This is a genomic window from Streptomyces sp. NPDC091377, assembly GCF_044757045.1.
Classification (GTDB): Bacteria; Actinomycetota; Actinomycetes; order Streptomycetales; family Streptomycetaceae; genus Streptomyces.
Genome location: NZ_JBIVUE010000007.1, coordinates 62,211 through 82,411, shown reverse-complemented (window position 1 = coordinate 82,411; position 20,201 = coordinate 62,211). Strand labels below are relative to the sequence as shown.

Here is a 20,201-nt window from a genome sequence, read left to right as displayed (position 1 = left end):
CGGGAAGTGGTGGAAGACCGGGAAGTGTTCGTCGGCGGGGTGAACGAAGTCGTCCGCGAGGGTGGGCTCGTCCGCCGTCCGGCCGGGGCCTGGAGCGCCACGGTCCAACGTCTCCTCGCCCATCTGCGCGAGGCGGGATTCACCGGGGCGCCGCGTCCCCACGGGCTCAGCGAGGACGGCACGGAGGAACGGGTGGAGTTCCTGCCCGGTGACGTCGGCCACGACTTCGCCGCCCCGCAGGTGCGGAGCGACGCCTCCCTGATCGCCATGGCCCAGCTCCTGCGGGCCTTCCACGACGCCTCCGCCCGCTTCCCCCGGGAGCCGGACGACCACTGGCAACTCCCGCCCCGCGCACCGGCGGAGGTGATCTGCCACGGCGACGCGGCCACCTACAACACGGTGTTCGCCGACGGTCTGCCGGTGGCCCTGATCGACTTCGACACCGCCCACCCGGCCCCGCGCCTGTGGGACGCCGCCTACACCGCCTACCGCTTCGTCCCGCTCTACGCCCCGGACGAGACCGAGCACACCCTGCCGGTACCCGAGGCACTGCGCCGACTACGCCTGTTCGCCGACACCTACGGACTCTCCGACGCCGAGCGCGGCCGACTGCCCGCGGTCGCGGCCGAGCGGCTGACCTGGCTGGTGACCTGGATGCACCACCAGGCCGCGGCGGGGCACCCCGCCTTCAGCCGGCACATCGCCGAGGGCCACGACCGCCGCTGTCTGACGGACGCCCACTGGATCGGGAAGACCTACACGGGCCGCCTCTGAACCGGGCCCCGGGGCCGAAGCGCTGCCGGGATCCGCTGCCCGGCCCGGGATCCGGGGCTGTGCCCGACCTGCGGCCGGACGCCGAGCGGTCCGGCCGGGTGCGGAACGCCCTGCGGTGAGCGGCCTCCCCGCCTCATGACCTGTGGCTATCCTGATCCGCAGCCGTCGAGGAGGAGCCCCCCGTGACCGAGGCAGCACCGCGCCCCACCCTGGAGGCAGTGGCCGCGCGGGCCGGTGTGTCACGGGCCACTGCCTCCCGCGTCGTCAACGGCGGCGACGGGGTGCGGGCGCCACTGGTGGAGCGGGTGCTCCGGGCCGTCGAGGAACTCGGCTACGTCCCCAACCAGGCCGCCCGCAGCCTTGTCACCCGGCGCCACGACGCGATCGCCGTGGTCGTCGCCGAACCGGAGACCCGCGTCTTCGCCGACCCCTTCTTCGCGCTCCAACTCCGCGGCATCAGCAAGGAACTCACCGCCCACGACAACCAACTCGTCCTGCTCCTCACCGAGGGCCGCGACGACCACGCCCGCGTCGGCCGCTATCTGGCCGGCGGCCATGTCGACGGCGCCCTCGTCTTCTCCCTCCACCTCGACGACCCCCTCCCCGCCCTCATCCACCGCGCCGGGGTCCCCGCCGTGTTCGGCGGCCGACCCGGCTGGGGCGACGGCGAACGCGGCACCGGAGCCACCGGGCCCACCGGAGCCACCGAGCCCACCGGGGCCGGTGGGTCCACCGACAGCCGGTCGCTCGGCCCCCTCGCGTCCACCGTGTTCGTCGACAGCGACAACCGGGGCGGTGCGCGGGAGGCCGTACGGCATCTGCTGGCGCTCGGTCGCGGCCGGGTCGCGCACATCACCGGAGCCCTCGACCAGACCTCGGCGGCGGACCGGCTCGACGGCTACCGGGACGTCCTCCCCGACGCCGACCCGGCGCTGGTGGCGCACGGTGACTTCACCCCCGCCGGGGGCGAGCGGGCGATGCGGGAACTCCTGGACCGGTGCCCCGACGTGGACGCCGTGTTCGCCGCGAACGACCTCACCGCGGTGGGAGCCCTGCGGGTGCTGCGGGAGCGTGGCGTGCGGGTGCCGGACGAGGTCGCGGTCGTCGGCTTCGACGACATGGTGCCGATCGCCGAGCAGACCGACCCGCCCCTGACGACCGTACGTCAGGACATCGAGGGGATGGGCCGACTGATGGCCCGACGGCTGCTGGACGCCCTCCGTGGCGGCCCCGACGGCGCGGTGCCGACGCCGACCGGAGTGATCCTCCCGACCACACTGGTGCGCAGGGCCTCGGCGTGAGGGACGGGAGAGCCCGTCCTCCCCGGCCGTCAGCCGCCAGCCCGCCAGCCCGTCGCCTCCTCAGCCCGCCAGCCCGTCAGTTCCTCAGCCGTCAGCTCCTCAGCTCCTCAGCCCGTCTGCCTCGGCTCCCCTCTGATCACGGCGAAGCGCGCGCCGAAGGGATCGCTCAGCTTGGCGATCCTGCCCACGTCCGGCAGATCGAGCGGGGCCAGCCGCACCGTGCCGCCCAGCTCGGTGGCTCTGGCGCAGACCGTGTCCGGGTCGGCCGTCCCGAAGTACGGCAGCCAGTGCGGCTCCGCGTCGCTCTCCACCGGGTCGTCGTCCAGCGGTACGAGGCCGCCGAACGCCGCGGCCTCGCCCTGCCCGGCCGCGTTGACGCAGGTGTAGGAGCCGCCGGGGAAGCTGACCGACGAGGTCTCCCAGCCGAACACCGTGTTGTAGAACCCCGCAGCCGCCGCGATGTCGGGGGTGTGCAGCTCCGCCCACACCAGCGTCCCGTGCTCACCGACCACGTCCAGGCCCTTGAGCCGGCCCGGCTGCCAGATGCCGTACGGCGCCCCCGCCCGGTCGGCCAGCAGCGCCACCCGGCCCTTGTCCGGCACCTCTCTCGGCGCGCTGACCACACGGCCGTGCGCCCGCCCGACCGCCTCGGCCGTGGCATCGGCGTCCGGGCTCTGGAAGTACACCGTCCAGACCGGCGGGCCCTGGTCCGGTGGGGTCTGCATGGCCCCCGCGACCGTCCGGCCGTCGCGCTGGAAGAAGCCGTAGCCGCCGCTCTCCGGACCGGCCGACTGGAGCCGCCAGCCGAACAACGCACTGTAGAAGGCGGTGGCCCGGTCGATGTCGGGCGTCCCGAGATCGACCCAGTTCGGTGCGCCGGTGACGAAATGGGTGCTGATCATGATCACCTTCCTGGGAACCCGCTGTTCCTTCCACTGCCGAGTCTCGCACCGCCCACTGACAATCGCTCGCGCTCACCGACGGCGACCCGGCCCACGATCCACCTCGCGATCCGCCCCGCAGTCCGCCCCGCAGTCCGCCCCACGATCGGCCCCACGATCGGCCCCGCAGTCCGCCCCGCGATCCGCCCCGCGCGCCGCCGTGCGTCGGGCCGGACGGCCGGTGCACCATCAGGGGCGAGGGGGAGGACGGACACCGGCGCCGACCGGCCGTGGGCGACGGCGTTGATCCCGCGTTGAGCAAACGTTTCGCGCGGTCCGCCACGATCCCGGTATGCACTTCGACGCCATGACCCCGGCCGCCCCCACCTGGCAGGACCAGGCCCTGTGCGCGCAGACCGGGGCGGACTTCTTCTTCCCCGATCCGGGCAGTTCGGTGCGCGAGGCCAAGCGCATCTGCGGCATGTGCGAGACCCGCCGCGCCTGCCTGGAGTACGCCCTGGAGAACGACGAGCGCTTCGGTGTCTGGGGCGGCCTCTCCGAGAAAGAGCGGATGCGACTGCGCCGCACCCCCAACTGACCACCGGCCACCACCGGAATCCCGCTACGGCCGGAGCGCGCGCCGGGGTTAGGATCCCCGAGCGCACCCGGGCGTAGCGCAGAGGCAGGCGCGCGCCATGCTGAGGCGACACACATCGGTTCGAATCCGATCCCCGGGCTGCGTCCGGGCCCTGTAGAGCAGAGGCAGACTCACCGCCATGGCATGGCGGGTACGCCGGTTCGAATCCGGCCGGGGCCCACCACAGGACGTACGGCACACGGTGGGGCGGGGCACATGACGGACCGGGACGCGGTCACCGAGGACGACCTCGCGGCCTTCCACCGGGTCGTCGGCAAGCTGCGCGCGCTGCCCGTGGACGACCCCGTACGGCTGCGCACCGAGCAGGTCGCCGCGTCCTACGCGCGCGAAGGGCGGCTGCGCCGCCGCAAGGCCCGGGGCTCCGCGCTGTCGGCCGCCGACGCCGAGACGATGGCCGCGACGGCGACCGGCGCGGTCGACCGGCGCGAGGACGCCCCGCTGGCCGAGCCCGGTGCGGGCGGCGTCTTCCACCGGGCGCGGTACTGCTATGTCTGCAAGGCGTCCTATCGACACGTCGACTCCTTCTACCACCGGCTGTGCCCCGACTGCGCCGCCGACAACACGGCCCGCCGCGCCCTGAGCACCGACCTGACCGGCCGCCGCGCCCTGCTGACCGGCGGCCGGGTGAAGATCGGCTTCCAGCTCGCCCTGATGATGCTGCGCGACGGCGCCGAACTCGTCGTCACCTCCCGCTTCCCGTACGACACCCTGCGCCGCTTCCGGGCCGCGCCGGACAGCGCCGGATGGCTGGACCGGCTCACCGTCGTCGCCGTCGATCTGCGCGACCCGCGCCAGGTGCTGGGCCTGTGCGAGGAACTGCGGGACGCGGGCCGTCCGCTGGACATCCTCGTCAACAACGCGGCACAGACCGTCCGCCGCCCACCGGAGTCCTACGCGCTGCTCGCGCGGGGCGAGACCGAGGGCATCGAGGGCATCGAGGGCGCCGGGGGCAAGGAGGGCATCGCGGGGTTCCTCCAGGCTCCGGGGTTCATACCCATGCGGCACCGACTGGCCGGCGGCGGCGACGGCAGCGCACTGCCCGCCGTGCTCCGGGAGGCCGACGAGGCGGGGCTGCTGCCGGACCCCGCCCCGGAGAACTCCTGGTCCGCCCGGCTCGGCGCCCTCGACCCGGCCGAGGTCCTGGAGACCCAACTGGTCAACGCGCTCGCCCCGGCCCTGCTCTGCGACCGGCTGCTGCCGCTGCTGCTGGCCTCGCCCCACCCCCGCCGCTACGTCGTCAACGTCACCGCCGTGGAGGGCCGGTTCGCCGTACGGAACAAGATGCCCGGCCATCCCCACACCAACATGGCCAAGGCCGCCCTGAACATGCTCACCCGCACCAGCGCCGCCGAACTCGCCGAACAAGGGGTCCACATGTGCGCCGTGGACACCGGCTGGATCACCGACGAGAACCCGGCCCCCAAGAAGGCCCGGATGGCCGACGCCGGATTCCGCACCCCGCTGGACGTGGTCGACGGCGCGGCCCGCGTCTACGACCCCATCGTCCGGGGCGAGTCCGGCTCCCCCGTCTCCGGCGTCTTCCTGAAGGACTACCGGGAGGCGGCGTGGTGAGCCCCTTCGCACCGCTCAGGCCGCCGGGACGCCCTCGTCCTCCAGGCAGACGCGCAGCCGGTCCAGTCCGCGCCGGGTGTGGCTCTTGACCGTGCCCAGCGGCCAGCCGGTGATCCGGGCGATCTGGCTCTGGGTGAGGTCCTCGTAGTAGGCCAGGAGCAGCACCTTGCGCTGGGCGTGGGTGAGCCGCAGCAGGGCCCGTCCGACCACGACCCGGTCCAGCGCAGCCTCCGGACCGCCGGTGCTCACCTGCTCCCGTACCGAGGCCAGTTCACCCGCCGCCGAGGCGAGCCGGGCGCGCCGGGCCCGTGCCGTGAGCGCGTCGGCCACCTTCCGGCGGGTGATGCCGATGAGCCAGGCGGCCGGGGTGCCGCGTTCGGCCGTGTATCCGTGCCGGCCGCGCCAGGCGTCGGTGAACACCTGCTGGGTCACGTCCTCGGCCTCGCGCGGGTCGCCGAGCGCCCGGTGGGCCAGACCGTGGACCAGTCCGCCCCACTGACGGTGGAGCGCGGTCCAGACCGCGTCGCTCTCGCCGGGCACAGGACCGAGGGGCGGGTCCACGGTGGGCGTCGTCCGGGCCGCGGCGACGGCGAGATCTGGAGCGGCGGGGAAACGGTCCATGACCACATCTCTCCTCGTGAGACGGGTGCGGCGGCATCGGCGGAGAGGACGCGCGCCCGTCGGTTGCACCGTTCTGGACGGGGCGCCGTCCGGTGCGCCCAGCGTGCGCCGGGGAGAATGACCGTCACAACTTGCATCGATACCGCATCGAAATAGACTGGGGGCCGGGGACGTGAACGGGACGGACCGGTCCGGGCGCCCCGCACGGCCGGAGACGAGGAGCATGACCGACCCACCGGGTACGAACGGTGTGCCCGACACACCTGAGACGGCCGATGTCACCGGAACGGCCGGGCTCACCACCGGCGCGGTCGCCCGCCGCCTGGGCGTATCCCCGACCACACTGCGCTCCTGGGACCGTCGCTACGGGCTCGGCCCGGCCCTGCGGTCGCGGGGCAGACACCGGCGCTGGAGTCCACGCGATGTGGCGATGGTCGAGGAGATGTGCCGGCTCGCGGCGGCCGGCGCGCCCCCGGCGGAGGCGGCCGGGTGGCCCGTCTCGCGCACGGTGCCGAGCCGGGAGCCCCTGCCGGCGCCGGGTCCGCCGACCCGTCGGTCACCCCGTCGCCGCGCGAGGGGGCCCGGCGCGGCGGCGCGGGCGGCGGGCTGCCGCTCGGTGACGTACGGCAGGAGTGCCGGGGGCTGGCGCGGGCCGCCGTACGGCTGGACGCCCCGGAACTGGGCGGGCGGCTGCTGGACGCGGTCGTCCAGCACGGGCTGGTGACCGCCTGGGAGGACGTGATGGTCCCGACCCTGCGCGCGGTGGGACGCAAGTGGGAGTCCTCCGGCGACCGCTACGTGGAGGTGGAGCATCTGCTGTCGTGGCAGATCTCGACCGCGTTGCGCCGTGCGCCCCTGGTGCTGCCCCGTCCCGCGCAGCCGCCGTCCGGCAGCGACCTGGTGGTCCTGGCCTGCGCTCCCGGAGAGCAGCACTCGCTGCCGCTGGAGGCATTGGACGCGGCGCTGGAGGAGGCCGGTGTGCCGACCCGCATGCTGGGAGCGGCCGTTCCGGTCGAGGCGCTGCTGGCGTGCGTCCGCCGCACCGGTCCGGCAGCGGTCGTCCTGTGGGCCCAGGCCCGCTCGACGGCCTCGCTGCCGCTGGCCCGTCATGTGGCCGGGCTGGAGTGGGGGCCCGCCGGGGCCCGCAGACGCCCTGTGCTCCTGCCGACCGGCCCCGGCTGGGACCGGCGTGCGGCGGGCGACTTCCCGCGCTGTACGAGCCTGGGGGCGGCGGTGCGGACGCTGGTCGGCCTGTCCGGGCAACCTGGCCTGCCTGGGTAGACCGGGTAGACAGGGCGGACCGGGTAGACAGGGCGGACCGGGTAGACCGGGTAGACCGGCGGCCTGGGTAGACCGGGCGGCCTGGGCAGGCCGGTGTCGCCGGTCCGCCCGAACAGGGCCCGATCCCGCGCGGGGCGCTCAGCCGGGGAACAGCCCGGCCGAGCGCAGGGCCCAGCGGCGCTCGGCGTAGGCCAGGTCGTCCCGCCACAGCCGCCCCGCCGCACGGCTCATCAGCGGGCGCAGCACGGGGGCGGCCCGCCGTGCCAGGGCGAAGCCCGGCCGCCCCGAGGTGGCGATCACGGCCTCCACGACCGCCGTGCGCGGCCCGCCGTCCGGTGCCGTCGCGAGCGGCGTCGCATGGGTCTCCACGACCGAGCCCGCGCCCTCCCCCTCGGTGATTCGCATGACGACCGTGCGCGGCGCGGGAGCGGTGAACTCGGCCCGGACCGGGACGACGAGACGACCGGCCACCTTGAAGGAGACATCGACCGTGAAACCGTCCCCTTCCCTGTCCCCGGCCCTGGCCCCATCTCCGTCCCCGGCCCCCGCCCCGTCTCCGTCCCAGGCCCCGTTCCCGTTCCCGTTCCCGGCACCGCCGTCCTCGCCCTTGCCGTCGGGTTCCTCCACGACGGTCAGATCGACGAACGAGTACGGGTGGAACCAGGCCCCGTGCCAGGGGTCGAGCCGGTTGGCCACCACGTCCTCCGGCTCGCAGCGCCCCGTTCCCGTGTACACGGCCGTCAGCGCCCCGGCCACGGCGGGACGCTCCGGAACCGGCGGCGCGGCGGTGGGGCCGCCACCACCGTCGGCCGCACCGCCGGGTGGCCGCACCCACAGCAGCACCCCGTCGTCGTGGGCGGCCCAGGGCTCCCACCCGGCGAACGGCCCGCCGTCCAGGGCGAGTCCGTGCCAGTGGCACACCAGGGTGCCGCAGCGCAGCCGAGCGTCCCCCAGCGGTGCGCCCAGGTGGGGGCAGATACCGGGCCCGGCGACGAGACGGCCGCGCGGGTCACGCCAGACGACGAACTCACGGCCCGCGACGGTGCCCGCCAGCGGCCGGTCCGGGGACAGGTCCCGGGTGGCGCCGACGACGTACCACTCGCCGCCCGCCCTGGACCGGGCCCGTTCCAGCGCCCCGGCGATCAGCGCGGGCCGTGCCTCGCGCCAGGTGGGGCGCTGGCGCTCCCAGGCGACGGGGCGGCGGCGCAGCCGCAGGGGCGGACGCCAGGGCCGACGCGGCGCACCGGATGTCACCTGACCTCCTCGCGGACGGCGGACGGCGGACGGTACGGCGTCCGCGCGGTCGCCGCCGTGGGACCGGCGCGACGGACGGCCGCCGCAGGTCCGGCGCGGCGGGCGGCGAGCCGGGCCGCGCCCACCCGGAACAGCCCGTCGGCGGCGAGCAGCGCGCGCCGCCGACGGGGCACCACGGCACGGCGGTGCAGCACCGACCAGCCGTCGGCGGCAACGGCGTCCAGGATGCCGCCGTACAGCACGCACGCCGTGCGCACACAGGGCCGGGCCACCGGATCGAGCAGCGCGATGCCGGGGACGGCGCGCAGATAGGCGGCGCGGGTGAGGGCCTCGAACGCCCGCAGTGCCGCGGTGACCCGGCGGTCGGTGCGGCCCGTGCGACGGCAGTGGAGCAGCAGGTCCCGGTCGGCGCCGTGCGCGGCGAGCAGGTCGCGGGGCAGGTAGACCCGGCCGCGGTCGAGATCCTCGCCGACGTCCCGCAGGAAGTTGGTCAGCTGGAACGCGACGCCCAGTTCGGCGGCGTAGGGAGCGGCCTCGTCGCGGGGGACGACGGTGCCGAGGACGGGGAGCATCTGGAGGCCGATCACCGCCGCCGAGCCGTGCATGTACCCGCGCAGCCCGGCGGGGTCGGCGTACTCGGTGACCGTCAGATCGCTGCGCATGGCCGCGAGGAAGTCGGCGAAGTGCCGGTGCGCGATGTCGTACCGGCGGCTGGTGTCGGCCAGCGCGGCGACCACCGGCGCGGTGCCGGGCCCGCCCGCCAGACCGCGGGCCAGGTCGCCCTCCAGCCGGTCCAGGGCGGCGGCCCGCCGCGCCGTCACGTCGAGGTCGGCGGCGCCGGTCGGACCGTCGGGGGAGTCGACGATGTCGTCCGCCCAGCGGGCGAAGCCGTACAGCGCGTGCACGGCGGGACGCCGGTCCGGGGGCAGCAGCCGGGTGGCGAGGAAGTAGGTGCGGCCGTGGCGGGCGTTGAGCGCCCGGCACCGGGCGTAGGCGGCACGCAACCGCGGGTCGGTGATACCGGCGGCGTCCAGTTCGCGGGCGGTCACGGGCGGGCTCCTTGCGGGGTCCGACCAGGGCCTGATCGTGGCCCCGAGCCCAGCCCCAGCCCCAGCCCGGGGATGCGGCGGCGGGGACGGGAGCGGACGCCGTCGCCGGACGGGCCGGTGATGCGCGCGGCGGCCAGCTTCCCGGACAGCAGCACGGGCGGCACTCCCGTGCCCGGCGTCGTGCCGCACCCGGCGAGGACGGCGTTGACGGTGCCGCGCACCAGGTTGCGGGGGCGGAACGGCCCCGTCTGGGCGAGGGTGTGCGCGGCCGAGAACGGAGTGCCCGCGGGGTGCCCCGCGGCGCTCCAGTCGGCGGGGGTCACCAGGCATTCCTCCTCGATCGCCGACGCGATCCCGGCGAGGCCCCGGCCGTCGAGTTCGCGCAGCAGGCTGTCCCGGTAGCGGGGCGCGAGCGCGGTCCATTCGGCGGCACGCGGTCCGATGGCGGTGTTGGGGCAGGGGGCGAGGACGTAGTGCAGATGGCGGCCCGGCGGGGCCAGCGTGGGGTCGGTCGCGGTGGGCCGGGTGATCAGCAGGGACGGATCGCGCATCAGCTCACCGGTCCGGGTCAGCTCACGGAAGGTGCCCCGCCACGCCTCGCCGAACGACAGCGTGTGATGGGCCAGCTCCGGCCAGGTGCGGTCGCAGCCGGCGTGCAGGATCACCGCGGAGGGCGCGTGCCGCAGCCGGGCGGGGCGGCGCGGGGTGCGGCCCAGCAGCCGGTAGGCCACCGGCAGGTCGGGGGTGAGGACGACGGCGTCGCAGGGGATGCGCTCGCCCGCGGTGATCACGGCGGTGATGCGTTCGCCGCGGCGCTCCAGCCGGGTCACCGGCCGCCCGTAGCGGAACTCCGCGCCCGCCGCGGCGGCGGCGTCGGCCATCGCCCGGGGCAGGGCGTGCATGCCCCCGCGCGGGAAGTACACCCCGGCGACGGTGTCCATGTAGGCGATCACCGCGTACGCGGCCAGGGCCCGTTCGGGCGGGACCCCGGCGTACAGGGCCTGGAAGGTGAAGACCCGGCGCAGCCGCTCGTCCCGCAGATGGCGGGCGACCTGGGCGTGCCAGCGGCCCAGCCCGCCGAGCGCCGCGAGCCGGACCAGGTCGGGGCCGAGCAGCCGCAGCGGCGAATCGAAGTCGGCGTCGAGGAAACGCCCGCGTTCGGCCCGGTACAGCTCGCCCAGCCAATGGCGCAGCCGCCGGTAGCCCGCGGCGTCGGCACCTCCGGCGAACCGTTCGATCTCGGCCTCCATCGCGTCGGCGCCGGTGTGTACGTCCAGACTGGTGCCGTCGGCGAAGCGCGCCCGGTAGGCGGGGTGCAGCTCGATCAGTTCGACCCGGTCGCGCAGTTTCTCGCCCACCGCCGCGAACGCCTCGTCGGCGATGTCCGGCATGGTCAGCACGGTGGGGCCGGTGTCGATCAGATAGCCGCCGCGCTCCAGCCGACCGGCCCGGCCGCCGGGCTGCTCGCCGCGTTCGACCACGGTCACCCGGCGGCCCGCGCCCAGCAGATGCAGGGCGGCGGACAGCCCGGCCAGTCCGGCGCCGACCACGACGACGTGATCGGTGGGGCCCGGGATGGTGCGGGTCGCCGGCCGGGTCGCCCTGCGGAGCGTGGTGGCGTCGGTCGTCGCCGTCGTCCTGCGGGGCGTCGTGGGGTCCGACGTGGGGTCTGTCGTGGGGCCCGCCGTCCCGGTCGTCCCGGTCGTCCCGGTCGTCCCGGTCGTCCCCGTCGTTCCGGTCGTCCGTCGGGTCATCGGCTGGTCTCCGTGTCGTTCGCGGGCCGGGCGGCGGGGGCGGGGGGATCGCCGGCGAGGTCGGTGATGCCGGTGACCTCCGTGGAGCCGGCGATCTCCGGGGGGATCTCGGTGATCTCGGTCAGCAGCGTGCGCAGTCGGCCGGCGGCCACCGGCTCCAGAGCGGCGTCGCCGAGCTGGTTCAGGCACTGCGCGGTCAGCCGGGCGATCCGGCTCCGCACCAGGTCATGGGCGCCCGTGGCGACGACGGCCGCCCGCACCTCGGCCAGCTCCTCGGCACCGAGGCCGGCCTGTCCTACGTGCCCTGCCTGCCCTGCGTGCCCTGCCTGCCCTGCCTGTCCGGCTCCGTCGGCTCGGCCCGTCGCCCGCTCCAGCACCTTGAGCGCGCGCCGGTCGTAGGAGGCCGCGGCGAGGGTCCGCGCGGCGGTCAGCAGATACGTCGGTTTCCCCTCCCGGACGTCCCCGCCCGCCGGCTTGCCGGTGACCTCGGGGTCGGCGAAGAGATCGTCCAGGTCGTCCCGGAGCTGGAAGGCGAGACCCGCGCTGCGCCCGGCCCGGCACAGCGCCCGCGTGGTGGCGGCGTCCGCCCCGGCGAGCACCGCCCCCAGTTCCAGGGGCCGTTCCACCGAGTACCGGGCGCTCTTGAGACCGGCGGCGCGGACCGCGCGTGCCGCGGTGTAGACCCCGGCGGCCTGCCCCTGCACATCCAGGTACTGGCCCGCCGCCATCTCCGTACGCAGCGCCCGCCACACCTCGTGCAGCCGGCCCGTGGTGGCACGGGGGAGGCCACCTTCCAGCAGCGACTCCGTCAGGGCGTCGTCCGCCCAGGCCAGCGCCACGTCTCCGGCGAGCAGCGCGGCAGAGGTGCCGAGCCGGTCGGCGGTGGGGCGTGACACCGACCCGGCGTACTGGTCCGCCACGTCCGTGTGGAACGCCGGGCCGCCGCGCCGTACCGCAGCCCGGTCCATCAGGTCGTCGTGGACGAGGGCACAGGTCTGGATGAGGTCGAGCGCCGCCGCCGTCCGCAACGCGGCCCGCACCTGGGGCGCCTCCTCCCCGCCGCCGCAGGCCCGCAGCGACCACCACAGCAGCCGTGGTCGGATCCGGCCACCGCCGCGCCCGGTGAAGCGGGCGATCCGCTCGGCGATGTCGTGGGCGAACACGGGGTCCAGTTCCCGGCACTGCGCGAGCCGGTCCGCCAGCAGGGCCCGTACCTCCCGGCCGACGGCGCCGGCGACATCGGTGTCCACGTCGGACGCCTCCGGCGGACCGGCCGGTTCCGGGGGCTGACGACGACCGGGCCCGGCGGGCGGCCCGAGCGGTACCTCCGCCGTGGGCGGCCCGGGCGCGTGGGTGGAGCGCATCGCGGATCCTCTCGCCTGTCCTGTCACGTTCCTCTCCACCCCTTCCGCCCGGGGCCCCCGAACGGATGCGCCCACGCCGATCGGCCCCGCGACTGCATCCACCGGGACCGGTCGACCGGAAGACAGCAGGAGACAGCAGGAGACAGCAGGAGACAGCAGGAGACAGCAGGAGACAGCGGAGAAGAGAACCGAGCGGACGACCGAGTGCGGACGACCGGGCAGGGAAATCGGCCGAGAACCGAGCAGGCGGACGGATCGACCGGGAAGGGAGCGAGCCGTCGTGGACATCGAGTGCGATGCCGTCGTGGTGGGGGCCGGTGCCGCCGGTCTGTCGCTCGCCCTGCGGCTCGCCCGGCCCCCCGCGGGCGCGCGCCCGGTCCGGACGGTGCTCCTGGCGGCACCCCCCGGACCGATGCGCACCGCCCGGCGCACCTGGTGCTACTGGGAGGACGGGCCGGGCCCCTACGACCGCCTGCTCACGGCCTCCTGGGAGCGGCTGCGGGCGCGCGCCCGTGACGGGAGCACGATCGACGCCGCCCTCGCTCCGCTGCGCTACAAGATGCTCGACTCCGACGCGTTCGAGGACCATGTGCTGCGGACGGTCGCGGACGGGCCCTGGGTGACCACCGTCGAAGCCCTCGCCGAACAGGTCGGATCCGTGCCGGGCGGCACCCGGGTACGGGCCCGGCGCCCCGACGGGAGCCCGCTGACCGTCCACGCCCGCTGGGTGTTCGACTCCCGTCCCCCCAGCCGCCTGCCCCCGGCCCGCACCACCCTCATGCAGCACTTCCGCGGCTGGTTCGTCCGCACCCGACGGCCCGTGTTCGACCCCGGCACCGTGGAGTTCATGGACTTCCGCACCCCGCAGCCGACGCAGGGCCTGTCCTTCGGCTACGTCCTGCCGACCGGATCGCGCGAAGCCCTCGTCGAGTACACGGAGTTCACCCGCCGGGTCCTCGACCGCGACGCCCACGACCGGGCGCTCACCGACTACACCGGACGGGTGCTGAGAACCGGCGGACACGAGATCACCGCCAGCGAGCAGGGCGTCATCCCCATGACCGACGGGGACTTCCCCCGCTCGACGGCCGAAGGCGTGTTCAGGATCGGCGCCTCGGCCGGTGCCGTGCGGCCCTCGACCGGCTATGCCTTCAGCGCCGTGCAACGCCAGTGCGCGGCCGTCGCCGCCGCGCTCCACGCCGGACGCCACCCGCTGCCGCCGCCCGCCCATTCGGCGCGCTCCCGCTTCATGGACGCCGTGCTGCTCCACGCCCTCGACCGCGGCAGGGTGGACGGCCCTGCCTTCTTCACCCGCCTCTTCACCCGGGTCCCCGCACCGCTGCTGCTGCGCTTCCTGGACGGGCGCACCAGCCTGCCGGAGGACCTGTCGCTCGGCCGTCACGTGCCCGTCGCCGCGATGCTCGGCTCGGCCCTCGCCCTGCCGTTCACCCCCCGCCGCGACCGCCCGGGACCCGACGGCGACACCCCGCGACCGACCACCCCCGACGCCCCGACAGCCCCCTGACCGAGCCACCCGCCCACCGCCCACCACCCGACGCCCGACGACTGACGCCCGACGACTGACGCCCGACGACTGACGACTGACGCCCGACGACCGCCCCCCGAGAAAGAGACGGCAGGCATGTCCGTACTCCGCGACGCCGACCTGGCCACCGCGTTCGACCACGCCGCCCGCAGCTACGACACCCTGACGGCGGCCAACCCCGGCTACCACGCCCACCTCCGGCGCTCCGTCCGGCGGCTCGGCCTGCCCGACGGCGGCGCCGGGCTGAGGGTGCTGGACCTCGGCTGCGGCACCGGCGCCTCCACCGCCGCCCTGGCCGCCGTACTGCCCGGCGCGCACCTCACCGCCGTCGACGCCTCGTCCGGCATGCTGCGGCGCGCGGCGCAACGGCCCTGGCACCGGCCGGTCCGCTTCGTCCACGCCCCCGTGGAGGAACTGGCCGAGGCCGGGATCGACGGCCCCTTCGACGCCGTCTTCGCCGCCTACCTGCTGCGCAACACGGCCGACCCGGACACGGTCCTCGCCCGTGCCCACGCTCTGTTGGCGCCGGGCGGCCGACTGGCGGTCCACGAGTACGCGCTCAGCGGCCACCGCGCGCACCGGGCCGTGTGGAACGCGGTCTGCGGCGGACTCGTCCTGCCGGTCGCGACCCTGCTCGGCGACGGAGCGCTGTACCGCCACCTCCGGCACAGCGTCGTCACCTTCGACACGGCCGGACGACTCGCCCGGCGGGTCGGGGAGGCCGGGTTCGAGCAGGTGCGGGTGGTGCCGCTGCCGGGCTGGCAGACCGGCATCACCCACACGGTCGTCGCCGCCCGCCCGCACCGCACCGGGGAGGCGGGCCGGTGATCGGCTCCCCCCGCACCCCCCGCCCCGGCCGGGACCGACGGGCCCGACGTCTGCGCGCGACGCCGGGCCGGGCACGGGCCCAGAGTGCTACGGCGCCCCGCGCGGCGGTCGTCGGCGGCGGCATCGCCGGCCTGACCGCGGCCACCGCGCTGGCCGAACGCGGGGTGCGCGTCACCCTGTACGAACGCGACACCCGGCTCGGGGGCCGGCTGGCGGGCTGGCCCACCCGGCTCACCGACGGCACGACGGTCACCATGAGCCGGGGCTTCCACGCGTTCTTCCGGCAGTACTACAACCTGCGCGCCCTGCTCCGCCGTACCGACCCCACCCTGAGCCGGCTGACCGCGCTGCCCGACTACCCGCTGCGGCACTCCGCCGGCCGCGAGGACAGCTTCCGCAAGGTGCCCCGCACCCCGCCGCTGAGCGCCCTCGGCTTCGTCGCGCTGAGCGAGTCGTTCGGCGTGCGGGACCTGGCCCGGATCCGCCCGCGTGCCGCGCTGCCGCTGCTCGACGTACGGGTGCCCGAGATCTACGACCGGCTCGACCACACCAGCGCCCACGACTTCCTGGAAGCCGTCCGGTTCCCGGCGGCGGCCCGGCATCTGGCCTTCGAGGTGTTCTCCCGCAGCTTCTTCGCCGACCCCCGGCACCTGTCGGCCGCCGAGATGGCACTGATGTTCCACATCTACTTCCTGGGCTCGGCCGAGGGGCTGCTGTTCGACGTGCCGACGGAGCCCTTCCCGCAGGCGCTGTGGGACCCGCTCGCCCACCGCCTCGACGGACTCGGCGCACAGGTACGCACCGGCGAGCCGGTGGACGAGGTCCACGTGTCGGACCAGGGCGCCTTCACCGTGACCGCGGCAGGGACCGGGACGACCGGAACGACCGAAACAACCGGAACGACCCGGTCGACGTACGACGCCGTCGTCCTGGCCCTCGACCCGTCCGGCCTGCGCGCGCTGGTGGCCCGCTCCGGCTCGCTCGGCGACGCCGCGTGGCGGGACCGCGCGGCGCGACTGCGCACCGCCCCGCCGTTCCTGGTCTCCCGGCTGTGGCTGGACCGGCCGGTACGCGCGGACCGCCCCGGCTTCCTCGGCACCAGCGGCTACGGCCCGCTGGACAACGTGAGTGTGCTCAGCGCCTGGGAGGGCGAGGCCGCCCGCTGGGCGGCCCGTACCGGCGGCTCGGTGCTGGAACTGCACGCCTACGCCCTGCCCGCGAAGTCCGAGCACCGGCAGATCCAGGACGAACTGCTCGGTGCCCTGCACCGCGTCTACCCGGAGACGGCCGCCGCCCGGGTGCTCGACGCGCGCCACGAATGGCGGGCGGACTGCCCGCTGTTCCCGGTCGGCGGCTACCTCGACCGTCCGGCTGTGCGCACCCCCACGGACGGACTGGTCGTCGCGGGCGACACGGTCCGCACCGGACTGCCGGTGGCCCTGATGGAACGCGCCGCCACCAGCGGCTTCCTCGCCGCCAACACCCTGCTCGCGCGGTGGGGACTGAAGGGCCACGACCTGTGGACCGTACCGTCCCGGGGCCGCTCGGCCGCCCTGCGCTGGGCGGCCGAACGGGCCGGATGAGGTGCTGTACGGGACCGGTGGGGGCCGCCGTGCCGACCCTCACCGGTCCCGTCAGGGCTGCTTGCCGCGGGCCCGCCGGAAGCGGTCCAGCCCTTCGCCGAGGTCGACGACGGGTTCGGGGTAGTCGACGGCGGCCCGGTCCGGGCCCGGGAGCTTCCACGGCTCGTGCACCGACGGCGCCCCGATCCCGCGCAGTTCGGGCACCCAGCGGTGGATGTAGGTGCCGTCCCGGTCGTACTTCTTGCCCTGGGTGACCGGGTTGAGGACCCGGTTGGGGCGGGTGTCCGTGCCGGTGCCGGCCATCCACTGCCAGTTGAGCTGGTTGTTGGCCAGATCGCCGTCCACCAGCCAGTGCAGGAAGTGCGCGGCGCCGATGCGCCAGTCGACGTAGAGACTCTTGGCCAGGAAGCTCGCGGTCAGCAGCCGGGCCCGGTTGTGCATCCAGCCCTCCTCGCGCAGCTGGCGCATCGCCGCGTCGATGACCGGATAGCCGGTACGCCCCTCCCGCCACGCGTCGATGTCGGCGCCCGCCGCCCGCGGGGAACGCCAGCGGTCGTGCTGGGTGCGGTAGTCGGCGTGGGCGCTGTCCGGCCGCGCGGCGAGCACCTGGCGGTGGAAGTCGCGCCAGGCGAGTTGCCGTACGAACGCCTCGGCGCCGGTGCCGCCACGGCGCCGGGCCCGGTGGATCAGCTCCACGGGGGACAGGGTGCCGAAGTGCAGCGCGGCGGAGAACCGGGAGGTCGTGTCCCCGCCGAGGTCGTCGCGGGTGTCGTCGTAGGCGTCCAGACCGTCCCGCCAGTACGCGGTCACCTGTGCGCGGGCGCGGCTCTCCCCGCCTCGCGGCAGCGCGGGGGAGGTCCCCTCGACCGTGGCCCCCGGCACGGGAAGCTCCTCGCCGGTGACCTCGTCGGGTACGGGAACCCTGCGCGGGGCGCCGACGACCGTCCGCAGCGGTGTGCGGTCCCAGTGCCGGTGGTACGGCGTGAAGACGGCGAAGTGGTCGGAGGAGGCGGGGGTGAGGACCCCGGGCGGTACGGCGACCGTGACCGCGTCGTGCACGAACAGCCGTCGCCCCGACGCCTCCAGGGCCGCGCGCAACCGCTCCTCCCGGCGGGCGGCGAAGGCACTGTGCCCGGCCGACATGTGGACCTCGTCGGCGTCCGCCTCGGTGACCACCCGGCACACCTCCTCCACCGGATCGCCGGAGCGCACCACGAGCCGGCCGCCCCGCTCACGCAGCGCGGCGTCGAGGTCGGCGAGGCAGTCGTCCAGGAAGGCGGCCCGGTTCGGCGCGGTGAACCCGGCCGCCTCCACCGCGCGGTCCCGGACGAACAGCGGCACGACGGCGTCGGCGGCGTCCAGCGCGGCCCGCAGCGGCGGATGGTCGTGCACCCGCAGGTCGGCGGTGAACAGGACGACCGAGACATGCGTGGTCATCGGCTTCCCCCGCTCCTGCCGAAGAGGCGCCGGGAGCGGGTACGGACGCCCCCGGCCCCTGCCCCCGCCCCCGCCTTCGCTGTGGAGGGCGGGTCCGAGGCGTTCGCCGTCCGCTCGGCGGCGGCGACGATGTTGCGGGCCATGCCGCCGAACACCACCGCGTGGAAGGGCCAGATGCTCCACCAGTACAGGTGACCGAGCAGACCGCGCGGATGGAACAGGGCGCGCTGCCGGTACCGTACGGGCCCGTCCCCCTCCACCCGCATCTCCAGCCAGGCCAGCCCGGGCAGCCGCATCTCCGCGCGCAGCCGCAGCAGGCGGGGGCGCTGGATCTCCTCCACCCGCCAGAAGTCCAGGCTGTCGCCGGCCCGCAGCCGCCGGGCGTCCCGCCGTCCCCGGCGCAGGCCCACACCCCCCATGACCCGGTCGAGCCAGCCCCGTACCGCCCAGGCGGGCGGGAAGGAGTACCAGCCGTTCTCCCCGCCGATGCCCTCGACGACCTCCCAGAGCGTCTCCGGGGCGACATCGGCGTCGCGCTCCCGCACATCCGTGTAGAGGCTGCCGCCCGCCCAGTCGGGGTCGCCGGGCAGCGGGTCGCTGGGCGCTCCCGGCACGGCCGCCGACGACCAGCGGGTGGCCACCTGGGCCTCCTGGATCCGCTGGAGGGCGAGGGTCACGGCCCGGTCGACGCCGAGCGGGTGACCGGGCGGGGAGGGCACGTACCGTTCGATGTCGTTCTCCGCGCAGACCACTTCGTGGCGCAGGGACTCCGTCAGAGGCCGCGCGATCGCGGCGGGCACCGGCGTCACCAGGCCCACCCAGTGGCTGGACAGCCCGGGGGTGAGGACGGGCACCGGGACGATCAGCCGTCGCGGCAGGCCGGCCACGGCGGCGTACCGGCGCATCATGTCGAGGTACGTCAGCACCTCAGGGCCGCCGATGTCGAAGGCGCGGTTCACGTCGCGGGGCAGCCGGGCGCAGCCGGTCAGCAGGCGCAGCACGTCCCGTACGGCGATCGGCTGGATCCGGGTCCGCACCCAGCGCGGGGTGACCATGACCGGCAGCCGCTCGGTGAGATAGCGCAGCATCTCGAAACTGGCCGAGCCGGAGCCGATGATCACCGCGGCGCGCAGCACGGCCGTCGGCACCCCGGAGGCGAGCAGGATGTTCCCGACCTCGGCGCGGGAGCGCAGGTGCGGGGAGAGTTCCCGCTCGGGCACCGAGGGGGGCGTCAGCCCGCCCAGGTAGACGAGCCGGCCGACGCCCGTCCGGCGGGCCTGGTCACCGAAGACGCGGGCCGCCGCGCGGTCCTTCTCCTCGAAACCGGCCCCGCCGCCCAAGGAGTGCACGAGGTAGTAGGCGACGTCGATGCCGTCCATCGCCCCCGCCACGGCCTCCGCGTCGGTGACATCGCCCCGCACGATCTCCACCCGGTCGGCCCAGGGAAGGTCGCGCAGCTTGGCCGGGGTGCGCACCAGACAGCGCACCCGGTGCCCCGCGTCGAGCAGTTCGGGCACCAGACGTCCGCCGATGTATCCGCTGGCACCGGTCACCAGACAGGCCAGGCCCTGCTCGGGCCGTGCGCCGGTCGGCGTGGTCTCGTTCTCGCTCATGATGGGATTCCGTCGCCCGCCTGCTCGTCACCTGCGCGCCGGCCGCTCGCCCGCTCGCCGCTTCGCCCACTCGTCGTCCGCCACGGCGACCCGTGACGCTGTCACTGTCTCTACCGCGAGACCGCCCCGTCCGGATGCACCCGCCCCCCGACCGTCCGGCCCGTCCGGCCCCGAGACCCCGGCCGGACCAACCGGCCCGGGGGAGCGCGGCCGGACCGGGGAGAACGGGGAGAGCCGTAGAGACCCGTGGAGACCGCGCGGACCAGGTGACGAGGCGGACCGGACGAACCAGGTCAACCGGACGGTCCGCTGGTCAGGCCCAGAGGCGGGCCCGTCGGTCGGGCCCGCTGGTCGGGCCCGCCGCTCGGGCTTACCGGTCAGGCTCGCGGCTCGCGTCCGCCGGTCGGGCTCACGGATCGGCGCCGCCGAACAGGCTCTACCGCGCGAGCGGCCCGTCCGGACCGATCGGTCCGACCCGTCGGGCCCGCTGGCCAGGCCCTCCACTCGGGCCCGCCGACCAGGCGCCCAGCCCAGGCCAGGCCCGCCGACCAGGCCCTTGCCCCGGACCCGCTGCCCAAGCCCCACCCGGACCCGCCGACCAGGTGCCCAGCCCGGGCTCGCCGCGCCAGGCCCGCCGACCAGGCCCTTCACCCAGGCCCCCCGACCAGGCGCCCAGCCCAGCCCA

The 20,201-nt window shown here is 75.6% G+C and carries 15 protein-coding genes, 2 tRNA genes and 1 pseudogene; 10 read left to right on the top strand and 8 right to left on the bottom strand.

Annotated features, from left to right (window positions below):
- Positions 1-39 precede the first annotated feature (39 nt).
- Together ACIQNG_RS17340 and ACIQNG_RS17335 are read left to right on the top strand one after the other, a co-directional pair.
- Entirely contained in the window at positions 40-774 is a 735-nt protein-coding gene (locus ACIQNG_RS17340; protein ID WP_401485816.1) for a phosphotransferase enzyme family protein, read from the top strand.
- 182 nt (positions 775-956) lie between these two features.
- Positions 957-2,075, top strand: coding sequence for a LacI family DNA-binding transcriptional regulator (locus tag ACIQNG_RS17335; protein ID WP_401485814.1), 1,119 nt, complete (start codon positions 957-959; stop codon positions 2,073-2,075).
- A gap of 107 nt (positions 2,076-2,182) precedes the next feature.
- Here the strand turns inward: ACIQNG_RS17335 and ACIQNG_RS17330 are convergent, their stop codons facing one another.
- On the bottom strand, positions 2,183-2,977 hold the full coding sequence (locus tag ACIQNG_RS17330) for a VOC family protein (RefSeq protein ID WP_401485812.1): 795 nt from the start codon (positions 2,975-2,977) through the stop codon (positions 2,183-2,185).
- 331 nt (positions 2,978-3,308) lie between these two features.
- Here ACIQNG_RS17330 and ACIQNG_RS17325 point away from each other — a divergent pair, with 331 nt between their 5' ends.
- The 4 genes from ACIQNG_RS17325 (at position 3,309) to ACIQNG_RS17310 (ending at position 5,186) form a co-directional block, all read left to right on the top strand.
- On the top strand, positions 3,309-3,554 hold the full coding sequence (locus tag ACIQNG_RS17325; RefSeq protein ID WP_401424641.1) for a WhiB family transcriptional regulator: 246 nt from the start codon (positions 3,309-3,311) through the stop codon (positions 3,552-3,554).
- A 66-nt stretch (positions 3,555-3,620) separates the two neighbouring features.
- A tRNA-Ser gene (locus ACIQNG_RS17320) sits at positions 3,621-3,693 on the top strand.
- An 8-nt stretch (positions 3,694-3,701) separates the two neighbouring features.
- Positions 3,702-3,773, top strand: a tRNA-Ala gene (locus ACIQNG_RS17315).
- A 36-nt stretch (positions 3,774-3,809) separates the two neighbouring features.
- Positions 3,810-5,186, top strand: coding sequence for an SDR family oxidoreductase (locus ACIQNG_RS17310; RefSeq protein WP_401485810.1), 1,377 nt, complete (start codon positions 3,810-3,812; stop codon positions 5,184-5,186).
- 15 nt (positions 5,187-5,201) lie between these two features.
- Here ACIQNG_RS17310 and ACIQNG_RS17305 read toward each other — a convergent pair whose 3' ends face one another.
- Positions 5,202-5,807 (bottom strand): RNA polymerase sigma factor, encoded by a 606-nt coding sequence (locus ACIQNG_RS17305; protein WP_401485808.1) that lies wholly within the window; start codon positions 5,805-5,807, stop codon positions 5,202-5,204.
- Positions 5,808-6,030: 223 nt separating this feature from the next.
- Here ACIQNG_RS17305 and ACIQNG_RS17300 point away from each other — a divergent pair.
- Positions 6,031-7,088: pseudogene (locus ACIQNG_RS17300) on the top strand (MerR family transcriptional regulator).
- 138 nt (positions 7,089-7,226) lie between these two features.
- On the opposite strand, the gene ACIQNG_RS17295 reads toward ACIQNG_RS17300, so the two are convergent.
- The 4 genes from ACIQNG_RS17295 to ACIQNG_RS17280 all read right to left on the bottom strand — a co-directional run bounded on the left by ACIQNG_RS17295 (position 7,227) and on the right by ACIQNG_RS17280 (position 12,509).
- Positions 7,227-8,342: a DUF5914 domain-containing protein gene (locus ACIQNG_RS17295; RefSeq protein WP_401485806.1), complete on the bottom strand. Its 1,116-nt coding sequence runs from the start codon at positions 8,340-8,342 to the stop codon at positions 7,227-7,229.
- On the bottom strand, positions 8,339-9,391 hold the full coding sequence (locus tag ACIQNG_RS17290) for a phytoene/squalene synthase family protein (RefSeq protein WP_401485804.1): 1,053 nt from the start codon (positions 9,389-9,391) through the stop codon (positions 8,339-8,341). The genes ACIQNG_RS17295 and ACIQNG_RS17290 overlap by 4 nt, the downstream gene beginning before the upstream one ends.
- Complete coding sequence (gene crtI, locus ACIQNG_RS17285; protein ID WP_401486300.1) at positions 9,388-10,968, bottom strand: phytoene desaturase family protein; 1,581 nt, start codon at positions 10,966-10,968, stop codon at positions 9,388-9,390. Before crtI ends, ACIQNG_RS17290 begins: the two co-directional genes overlap by 4 nt.
- A 173-nt stretch (positions 10,969-11,141) precedes the next feature.
- Positions 11,142-12,509 carry a polyprenyl synthetase family protein gene (locus ACIQNG_RS17280; RefSeq protein WP_401485802.1) on the bottom strand — a complete coding sequence of 456 codons (1,368 nt, stop codon included), beginning with the start codon at positions 12,507-12,509 and terminating at the stop codon, positions 11,142-11,144.
- A 280-nt stretch (positions 12,510-12,789) separates the two neighbouring features.
- Between ACIQNG_RS17280 and ACIQNG_RS17275 the strand changes: the two genes are divergently transcribed.
- From ACIQNG_RS17275 to ACIQNG_RS17265, 3 genes are all read left to right on the top strand, one after another.
- Positions 12,790-14,034: a lycopene cyclase family protein gene (locus ACIQNG_RS17275; protein ID WP_401485800.1), complete on the top strand. Its 1,245-nt coding sequence runs from the start codon at positions 12,790-12,792 to the stop codon at positions 14,032-14,034.
- 117 nt (positions 14,035-14,151) lie between these two features.
- A complete protein-coding gene (locus ACIQNG_RS17270; protein WP_401485798.1) occupies positions 14,152-14,883 on the top strand; it encodes a class I SAM-dependent methyltransferase in 732 nt (243 codons plus the stop codon).
- Positions 14,880-16,466: an FAD-dependent oxidoreductase gene (locus ACIQNG_RS17265; RefSeq protein WP_401485796.1), complete on the top strand. Its 1,587-nt coding sequence runs from the start codon at positions 14,880-14,882 to the stop codon at positions 16,464-16,466. Before ACIQNG_RS17270 ends, ACIQNG_RS17265 begins: the two co-directional genes overlap by 4 nt.
- Before the next feature lie 51 nt (positions 16,467-16,517).
- Here ACIQNG_RS17265 and ACIQNG_RS17260 read toward each other — a convergent pair whose 3' ends face one another.
- Positions 16,518-17,903 carry a cryptochrome/photolyase family protein gene (locus ACIQNG_RS17260; RefSeq protein WP_401485794.1) on the bottom strand — a complete coding sequence of 462 codons (1,386 nt, stop codon included), beginning with the start codon at positions 17,901-17,903 and terminating at the stop codon, positions 16,518-16,520.
- On the bottom strand, positions 17,900-19,516 hold the full coding sequence (locus ACIQNG_RS17255) for an SDR family oxidoreductase (protein WP_401485792.1): 1,617 nt from the start codon (positions 19,514-19,516) through the stop codon (positions 17,900-17,902). The genes ACIQNG_RS17260 and ACIQNG_RS17255 overlap by 4 nt, the downstream gene beginning before the upstream one ends.
- Positions 19,517-20,201: the final 685 nt, after the last annotated feature.